Raw genomic sequence first — 7,969 nt, 5'->3', positions numbered from 1 at the left:
AAATGGCGTTAAAACTCGAAAAATAAATTATGTAGAAAATGGAGTGTTAACTAATTATATTTTAGACGCATACTCGGCAAGAAAATTAGGAATGAAGACTACGGGAAACGCGGAAGGAGTTTTTAATTTATTTATAACCGCTGGTGATAAGGACTTAATCGATTTATTTAAAGAAATGCAAACAGGCTTATTTGTTACGGACTTGATGGGCCAAGGTGTTAACTTATTAACGGGAAATTATTCGCGTGGGGCTTTTGGCTATTGGATTGAAAATGGTGAAATTCAATATCCCGTCGAAGAAATTACTATTTCGGGTAATTTGAAAGAAATGTTTAAACAAATCCAAGCGGCCGCTAACGATATCGATCCCCGTAGCAGCATCAAGACTGGATCAATCTTAATAGAGCAGATGACCGTCGCAGGGAAATGATCTTCTAATCCCCATAAAATAGGTGGATTAATACCACTAGGCACGTAATCCCCTCTCTTTGTCTATAAAATTGTTTTAACTAATTAATTTTTAATAAATTTTATAACGCCGCCAATAAGAAAACCTTAACTTTTCTCTGTTACACTAAATCATATCCCCCCTGATGAGATCCGATAATAAAAAAATCAGAGCTTCAAAAGTTACTTTGGGACTGTGACCACCAAAAGGGCTGGAGAAGAAGAATCCTTGGAGAGCACCTCCAGAAATTTTGGCATTAGAAGCGTTTTGTGAGACTCCAGAATATCAAAATTTAGCAGATGATGACGAAGTTTTATATGCACGTTTCCGCTTGATTCTTCGAGGAGATTAGACAACAAATTACAGATAGTTTTCTTGGCAGAACAAATTTATCTGGAAAAAGTAAAGCAAGCTCCAAATTGTTTGTGCAATGGAAATCAGAAATTCCAGCAATTAAAAATACAGAAACTTTTTATTATCAAACTCCCATTGAGGATATCCCATTGGGAAACTAGCTCATTTTAGATGGCTATGTTTTCGATGTGGAGGAGTTGGAAGCCTATACAAGTGTGTCATCAAATAAGTTATACATTAATCCTCATATTACAGATCCTGGAGTTGATAAATCATTTTCAGATCTGGCAAAAGAAAAATTAAGGAATTATCCTCTTCTTGGCGAATTCGCAAGAGCTTTAGATAAATCAATTAAATGATCAAAAAGCTAATATCATTAAACTGGAGACAGTGATCGCCGTATATCAAATGCTTATTGGGATTAACAAGTTTTTTCATAATGAGAACGACGATGATGTTGTTGCTGCTGCACGAGAACGTCAACTTGAGCATGATTCTGATCGAATGCGAGATAGAATTAAAGTTTCAGCAAGTATTGGCGTTCAGCGGGAGTTTCAGAATCATGCAGTAACTCTTAGCCCTCAAGAACAAGAAACTTTAGATAAATATTTAATTCGCATCCCCCTTTATAGGGCGGTGGCCTATATTACCGCCGGTGTCATTTGCTTGGGCTTTAGCAGATGGTGATTATCAATGCATTTAGGTCTTGCAATTTTATTTATGGTGTTTTGTTTTAGATTTTTATCCTAATCTTCGGATAGAAGAGCAAGCATCACCTTCGAGCAAGCATCACCTTCTGTCCCTTTAGGCCAGCAATTCGGGAAAACACCAAGGCAAAAAAGCGGGTTAGAGAGAGGATCTACTTCAGCAGAAGAGCGAGCTTGAGCTATAGCAGCGCGCAGATGAATACTGGAGAAGGGCGGGAGCGAGCTTTTAATAAATTTATCCTCAGAGTTAATTTCTGCTTTTATCAACAATTATTAGGGATCCTAATTGGTAATCGGTTAAATTCTAAGCAGCTAATACCACTGCTTAGTGTGAGTAATTCCCTTATGAGAGTTGCTCAAAGACGAAGGATAGATTTTCAATCAACCATAGCCCATAACCAAATTCCAGGATTTTATATGGCATTATTCAGAAAATGTACATCTGGAAGATGTGGTTATTGGACCGATCGCTACAGTAATCCGAATGATGCCTCCTTAAGGGATAGCTTTCCTTACGGGGTGTAGGAAATCGTCTTTATGATTACCGTTCTCAATTTTGGAGGGGTGTAAGCAACGATGCCGTTTACAAGATCCTCAGATCTATAATGCGCTTAATGAAGCAGTGCAAACACAGGGAGGAATGAAAGCGATAGATAAGCTGCCAGAACCACCGAGAGTAATTAGAGTAAGATAAGAGCTTTCACCTGTATCAAATTAATAGTGATTAGATGTACTCGCTTCTTATTCTTCTTCCCGCGCGCAGTGTAAAATAAAGCACGTCAAATACGTCCTATTTTTAGGAGATCCCGAGCGTCAGCGAGGAATCACGTGTTCTCTCTCTCGGGATAACGTAATCTCTTGGGATGATGTGCTCGATAGGTTCCGACCAAATCCATTCATAAAAGTTTCAGTGCCTGTCTGGGGAGTAGTTAATGCTTACTCTTCCTCACCGAACTTGTTATTAATTAATTCTTCAATCGCTGCGGCAGATTCTTTCTCATCATCCCCGGTGACGGTAAGCTCGATTTCGGAGCCGCAGTTGACGGCAAGCACCATAAGGCACATGAGACTTTTGGCATTGACTTCACGATCGTTGTAACGGACTAAGGTTTCGCTTTGGTAACGAGAGGCGAGATTAGTGAGTTTTATGGCAGCTCGAGCATGTAAGCCTAGCTTATTAATAATTTTTAGGTTTTTTCGGATCATTATTTTTTCTCATTTGAAACGGTTGTTAAAATTAACACTGGAATCATAACCTTCTTTTTTTAAGACTTGATTGCGTACCAGCGTTTCGATTAGAAGGGGCAAGTTTCTTCCTGCATAAACAGGAAGTATTATTTTAGGGAGGATTACTCCTAAAATTGTTTCCTCTTCGTAGACAGGATTAAGGGGATCCACAATCTCAAGTTTATCCTTAGGCTTGATTAAGGTAATTATTAAACTAATTTCATAGTGAGAAATAATTGCATCGGTTCCGAAGAGCTTAGAGACATCGAGCATTCCAATATCTGAAATTAAAATATAACCGCAGGCAACGGCAGGACAATTACCAATTAATTGATTATGTTGGTAGACAACATCAACCATATCATCACAAACCATTTGGTGACCACGATCTAGCAAAGCAAGAGTTAATTCGCTTTTGCCAATATTGGGTTCACCCATAATTAAAACGCCTAATTTATCAATGACAAGAAAATTGGCATGTAAGTGTGTGGGTGTGCAGTTAGTAGAAAGCCCCGAAGTCATTTCGGGGCTTGGATAGGGTGACATTATCGGTGATCGCCTTTTTTAGCTTTGTATTTTGCTAATTGTATTTGCAATTTTTCGATTAAAAGGTCAACCGTTTTATACATATCCTCAGATTCCGCCTGAGCGTTAATTTTGCTGCCCGGTAATTGGAGATTGGCATCTGCAATCTGACGAATTTTATTGACATGAAAGGTAATATGGATATTAGTGATTTCATCAAAACAGGGATGTAATCGCTTTATTTTTTTTCAGTAAGTCCACGTAAGGCTGGTGAAATATCTAAGCCATGACCTGTCATTTGAATTTGCACAGTACACCTCCTTTTTTATTATTAACATCTTCATTTTTTTGTAAATCATTTGGGTTCTTGGATAATTCTATAAATCAAATTCATTTCCCAAATAAACTTCGCGTACGCTTTGGTTGTTTAATATTTCCTGGGACGTTCCTGTGGCGATAATACTCCCTTCATTAACAATATAGGCGCGCTCGCAAATATTCAGTGTTTCCCGAACATTGTGATCTGTAATTAAAATTCCAATACCACGTTCCCGTAAATGAATAATAATCCTTTTGATATCAAGAACCGAAATGGGGTCAATACCGGCGAAAGGTTCGTCGAGTAAAATAAATTTAGGATCCATAGCTAAAGCGCGCGCGATTTCTACACGGCGTTTTTCTCCGCCTGATAAGCTGTATCCTGGGATATCTCGCAAATGCTCAACATGAAATTCTTGGAGTAAAGATTCACATTTCTCTTTGCGCTGCTGCTTGGATAAATCTTTACGAAGCTCAAGGATAGCCATGATATTGTTAGCTACTGATAATTTTCTGAAAATAGAGGTTTCTTGAGGTAAATAACCTATTCCCAACCGGGCGCGTTTATGCATAGGATAGAAACTAATGTTTTCCTGATCTAAGAAAACCTCACCGCTATCTGCAGTAACTAAACCTACCATCATGTAAAAACTCGTAGTTTTACCTGCCCCATTGGGACCCAAAAGTCCTATAATCTGGTTTCTGATGGATAGCGAAACATCTTTCACCACTCGGCGCGATTTGTATTTTTTTTGTAATTGTTTGGCGCTTAAAGTTGGCATGCCTATTACGGAACCAGCATTGTCGTAATGTTTTTTCGCTCAGATTGATAGAAATCACGGTTTGTTTTTTTAATATCATACCAGATATGCGGCTTAGTTAAGATATTTTGATTTTGAGTTACCCGAGCATTTTTAATTAACACCACCTGAGCTTTGGGAAGATAATAAATGATCGTATTAGCCTCTGCATAGAGGCGAGCTTTATCCGTATTGGGAAGGGTGGTGTGTGTATAATGGGAGTGGGACTACCAATTGGGAGTGGGACTACCAATGACGAGAATCCGAGCGATTCGATTTGTAAGGGGATTGTTATAGAGGGTTTTGTCTCTAAAAAATTGGGTAGTCCCCTGGGGAGTATACACATGCTCTTTGTAAATAGTGATGTGATCGGAACGTTAGTAAATGATCTCGCTAGCCCGGACATAGTAAGGTTTAAATTGATCACTAGAGAGGAGACTCGAGGTCAGAGTCGGAATGCCGAGTAATAAAGCCTATTCATTATTCTCAGAATCTCTACTATTCCTTTATGGTTTTTTAGGTTGGTTAGCGTTTGCTTCATAAACACCTCGAGAATGTGAAAGTAAATGAATGAGACCTTTTTTCAGATCGGCGGTCATGCCTGTAGCTTTCAGCAAGGAGTCGGGACGAACAATGGTAACAGGTTGATCTGTTTGAGCAAAAGAGCGACGGGGAAAGATAGTCATATCCTGGGTGGTAATTGTAGTTTCTACTTCCATTGCTTGAGAGGGTTCGTGGATTTTTACGTGGTCCCACAAATAAATCCATTCAATTCCATTTTGGCTTTTACCGTGATCAGCATCAATAGTCCAAGGCACATGTTGAGAAGTGTAAATAAGGTAGTGAGGTGACGTGAGACGAGAAGAATTTTTATAGGGGAAGTGAACGATAAAGGGGGAAACCAAATGGCTGTGTAAGTCACCCTGATCATCATATTGATAATAATCGACCTCACGCATAAAAGTATTGGGTTGACGGTCCAATTCTTGCTTTAGAAGCTTTTCGTGAGGGAGGGAGTTGGGAAACATGAGTGCCGTTGTAAGACAAGCGAGAACGATTAAAATTAAGCTGAACCTGACATTTTTATTCATGGCTGATTTGAAGGGAGAATTAAATCACAAACTTCACGCACAGCTCCTTCTCCACCGCGTTTTGTCGTACTCCAATGCGCTGATGAATGAACGGCGGGTACCGCATTGCAACCGCAATCGCTAAGCCGACTCTTTGCATTATGGACAAATCAGTCAAGTCATCACCCACGTAAGCTACTTCTTTTTCCTCCAGTTGTAATTGAGAAAGCAATTCCTCATAAGGAATGCGCTTGTCGCGTTCACCTTGAAAGACGTGTGAAATGCCTAACTCTTTCGCTCGTCGAAAGACGGCTTGATTTTCTCGACTGCTTATAATCGCCACCTCAACACCCGCTTGCAACAAGCGTTTGATTCCAAGTCCATCTTGGACATGAAAAACTTTTAACACCTCTCCATCGGTGCTATACCAGAGCCGACCATCCGTGAGGACTCCATCCACATCAAGGATTAAGAGCTTGATGTACCGAAATTTATTGAGTGAGACTACTTCCATGCGCCCTAAATAACCCCCGCGCGTAAAAGATCATGCATATGGATGACACCCAAGGGGTAACGCTCTTCATCGATAACGACAAGTGAAGTGATTTTATGTTCATGCATAACTTTGAGTGCTTCGGCCGCTAAAAGTTTCGGACGAATAGTAATCCCATTTTTAGACATAACTTCTTTGATTGGTGTCCGGTGAATATCGTAACCTTTGTCTAATGTCCGACGCAGATCGCCATCTGTGAAAACCCCTACTAAACGACCATTGTCGCCAATAACAGCCGTCATCCCCAAGCTCTTTTTAGTAATTTCGACCAAAGCCTCATCTAACATACAATCCGGTTTTACCGCCGGGATGTGATCTTTAGTATGCATAAGGTCATCGATGTGAAGCAAAAGGCGTCTTCCTAAGGAGCCTCCCGGATGGACTCGGGCGAAATCGTTTGCCGTAAAACCCCGAGCTTCAAGAAGTACAATTGCTAAGGCATCTCCCATAACTAAAGTGGCCGTAGTACTAGAAGTAGGTGCTAGCCCCAGGGGGCAGGCTTCTTGCTGAACACTAATATCGATGACCGTATCAGCAGTACGGGCTAAGCTGGATTGAAGTTTGCCCGTGAAAGTGAGAAGAGGGATGCCTAATCTTTTGATTGTAGAAAGAATATTAATAATTTCAGGAGTCTCGCCTGAATAAGAAATCGCCAGGGCGACATCTTCTCCAGTAATCATACCAATATCGCCGTGGCTGGCTTCTCCGGGATGAACATAAAATGAAGGGGTCCCTGTGCTGGCAAGGGTGGCGGAAATTTTTCGAGCAATGTGCCCAGATTTGCCCATTCCTAAGACAACCACCCGTCCTTTGGAAGCTAGGATGGTTTTACATGCTGTAGCAAAGTCTTTGTTAATGCGCTCTTGTAAGAATTGGATTGCTCGCAATTCTGTAGCAATGACGGCTTTTCCAAGCGTGTAAAATTTCTCACTGTCGCCCATAAGAAAAATACTAATGAATCACTGTATGAGTTTCGGTATTATAGGCAAAGTTATAACATGAATCACGGTGTTTATGAGTGTTGTTATTGCGCGTAATTTAAGTTATTCCAGAAAGAATAATCTCATTTTCAACAAAATTAATTTCGAAATTGCCCGCGGGAAGGTGACGGCAATCATGGGGCCGAGTGGAAGTGGTAAAACAACTTTATTGCGATTATTGAGTGGGCAAATTAAGCCTTTGGAAGGAAGTCTTGAGGTTAATGGAATAAACAGCCTTTCTCTATCCCGTTCTAAATTAAATCAATTACGCCGAAAAATGGGCGTGTTATTTCAGCAAGGAGCGCTTTTTACAGATTTGAATGTATTTGAAAATGTGGCCTTCCCTTTGCGCGAACATACTAATCTGCCGGACGATATGATTCGAGATTTAGTTTTAATGAAATTAGAGTCAGTGGGATTGCGTGGGGCTACTTCTCTCTTCGTCAATCAATTGTCTGGAGGGATGATTCAACGAGTGGCTTTAGCTCGAGCAATTATGCTCGATCCTGAATTAATGTTGTATGATGAGCCTTTTTCAGGGCAAGACCCGATTAATCGTGGTATTTTACTGAGATTAATTCGTAAATTAAATAAAGCATTAGGTATAACTAGCGTCCTCGTTTCTCATGATTTTATGGAAGTAACCGCCATTTCAGATTACATTTATGTAATTGCCGGTGGAAAGATTATTGGCAGCGGGTCTTCTGAAGTAATTAAAACGGCGCAAGACCCTCAAATCCGACAATTCGTGAATGGTTTTGCAGATGGTCCAGTTCACTTTCGTTATCCCGCATCCGATTATCGACAGGATTTATTGTTGTGATTGTTCGAATTCAATCTTTGGGCCACTTGGGTATTGAGTATTGTCGGCGTATCGGGCAATCGGGATTTTTTTTATTGCAAGTAATCGTGCAACGTCCGCGTTGGTTAAGAATTTGGCCTTTATTAGCTGTTCAATTGTATCGCGTAGGTGTGCTGTCTTTAGCT

The 7,969-nt window shown here is 40.3% G+C and carries 10 protein-coding genes and 2 pseudogenes; 4 read left to right on the top strand and 8 right to left on the bottom strand.

Annotation, left to right across the window (positions count from 1 at the left end):
• The 3 genes from B1F79_RS02125 to B1F79_RS02115 all read left to right on the top strand — a co-directional run.
• On the top strand, positions 1-430 hold a 430-nt coding region (locus tag B1F79_RS02125), incomplete at its 5' end, for a metallopeptidase TldD-related protein (protein ID WP_251365803.1).
• 569 nt (positions 431-999) lie between these two features.
• Positions 1,000-1,161, top strand: a complete 162-nt coding sequence (locus B1F79_RS02120; RefSeq protein WP_251365802.1) for a hypothetical protein — start codon at positions 1,000-1,002, stop codon at positions 1,159-1,161.
• A 31-nt stretch (positions 1,162-1,192) separates the two neighbouring features.
• The gene (locus B1F79_RS02115; protein ID WP_251365801.1) at positions 1,193-1,489 is read left to right on the top strand and encodes a hypothetical protein; all 297 of its coding nucleotides are present in this window, start codon (positions 1,193-1,195) and stop codon (positions 1,487-1,489) included.
• 956 nt (positions 1,490-2,445) lie between these two features.
• Here the strand turns inward: B1F79_RS02115 and B1F79_RS02110 are convergent.
• The 8 genes and pseudogenes from B1F79_RS02110 to B1F79_RS02075 all read right to left on the bottom strand — a co-directional run bounded on the left by B1F79_RS02110 (position 2,446) and on the right by B1F79_RS02075 (position 6,943).
• Positions 2,446-2,715, bottom strand: a complete 270-nt coding sequence (locus B1F79_RS02110; RefSeq protein ID WP_048875086.1) for an HPr family phosphocarrier protein — start codon at positions 2,713-2,715, stop codon at positions 2,446-2,448.
• 9 nt (positions 2,716-2,724) lie between these two features.
• Positions 2,725-3,282, bottom strand: a complete 558-nt coding sequence (locus B1F79_RS02105; RefSeq protein ID WP_251365800.1) for an HPr kinase/phosphorylase — start codon at positions 3,280-3,282, stop codon at positions 2,725-2,727.
• Entirely contained in the window at positions 3,282-3,458 is a 177-nt protein-coding gene (hpf, locus tag B1F79_RS02100; RefSeq protein ID WP_251365805.1) for a ribosome hibernation-promoting factor, HPF/YfiA family, read from the bottom strand. Before hpf ends, B1F79_RS02105 begins: the two co-directional genes overlap by 1 nt.
• Positions 3,459-3,638: 180 nt before the next feature.
• Positions 3,639-4,361: an LPS export ABC transporter ATP-binding protein gene (gene lptB, locus B1F79_RS02095; protein WP_251365799.1), complete on the bottom strand. Its 723-nt coding sequence runs from the start codon at positions 4,359-4,361 to the stop codon at positions 3,639-3,641.
• A gap of 5 nt (positions 4,362-4,366) precedes the next feature.
• Positions 4,367-4,573, bottom strand: a pseudogene (locus B1F79_RS02090) (LptA/OstA family protein); the annotation flags it as partial.
• 312 nt (positions 4,574-4,885) lie between these two features.
• Complete coding sequence (lptC, locus tag B1F79_RS02085; RefSeq protein WP_251365798.1) at positions 4,886-5,470, bottom strand: LPS export ABC transporter periplasmic protein LptC; 585 nt, start codon at positions 5,468-5,470, stop codon at positions 4,886-4,888.
• Positions 5,467-5,963: pseudogene (locus tag B1F79_RS02080) on the bottom strand (KdsC family phosphatase). The gene lptC and the pseudogene B1F79_RS02080 overlap by 4 nt, the downstream one beginning before the upstream one ends.
• A gap of 5 nt (positions 5,964-5,968) precedes the next feature.
• Positions 5,969-6,943: a KpsF/GutQ family sugar-phosphate isomerase gene (locus tag B1F79_RS02075; protein ID WP_251365797.1), complete on the bottom strand. Its 975-nt coding sequence runs from the start codon at positions 6,941-6,943 to the stop codon at positions 5,969-5,971.
• 73 nt (positions 6,944-7,016) lie between these two features.
• Here B1F79_RS02075 and B1F79_RS02070 point away from each other — a divergent pair, with 73 nt between their 5' ends.
• The gene (locus B1F79_RS02070; protein WP_251365796.1) at positions 7,017-7,805 is read left to right on the top strand and encodes an ATP-binding cassette domain-containing protein; all 789 of its coding nucleotides are present in this window, start codon (positions 7,017-7,019) and stop codon (positions 7,803-7,805) included.
• Positions 7,806-7,969: the final 164 nt, after the last annotated feature.

It is taken from the genome of Coxiella-like endosymbiont of Rhipicephalus sanguineus, from assembly GCF_018687865.1.
Note: the sequence above shows the minus strand (reverse complement) of the source record. Positions and strands in the feature narration are given on the sequence as shown.

Excerpts from the sequence above, each read along its gene's own strand:
- lptC (WP_251365798.1), bottom strand. The coding sequence starts at position 5,470 with ATGAATAAAAATGTCAGGTTCAGCTTAATTTTAATCGTTCTCGCTTGT.
- B1F79_RS02105 (WP_251365800.1), bottom strand. The coding sequence starts at position 3,282 with ATGTCACCCTATCCAAGCCCCGAAATGACTTCGGGGCTTTCTACTAAC.
- B1F79_RS02070 (WP_251365796.1), top strand. The coding sequence starts at position 7,017 with ATGAGTGTTGTTATTGCGCGTAATTTAAGTTATTCCAGAAAGAATAAT.
- B1F79_RS02075 (WP_251365797.1), bottom strand. The coding sequence starts at position 6,943 with ATGGGCGACAGTGAGAAATTTTACACGCTTGGAAAAGCCGTCATTGCT.
- lptB (WP_251365799.1), bottom strand. The coding sequence starts at position 4,361 with ATGCCAACTTTAAGCGCCAAACAATTACAAAAAAAATACAAATCGCGC.
- B1F79_RS02110 (WP_048875086.1), bottom strand. The coding sequence starts at position 2,715 with ATGATCCGAAAAAACCTAAAAATTATTAATAAGCTAGGCTTACATGCT.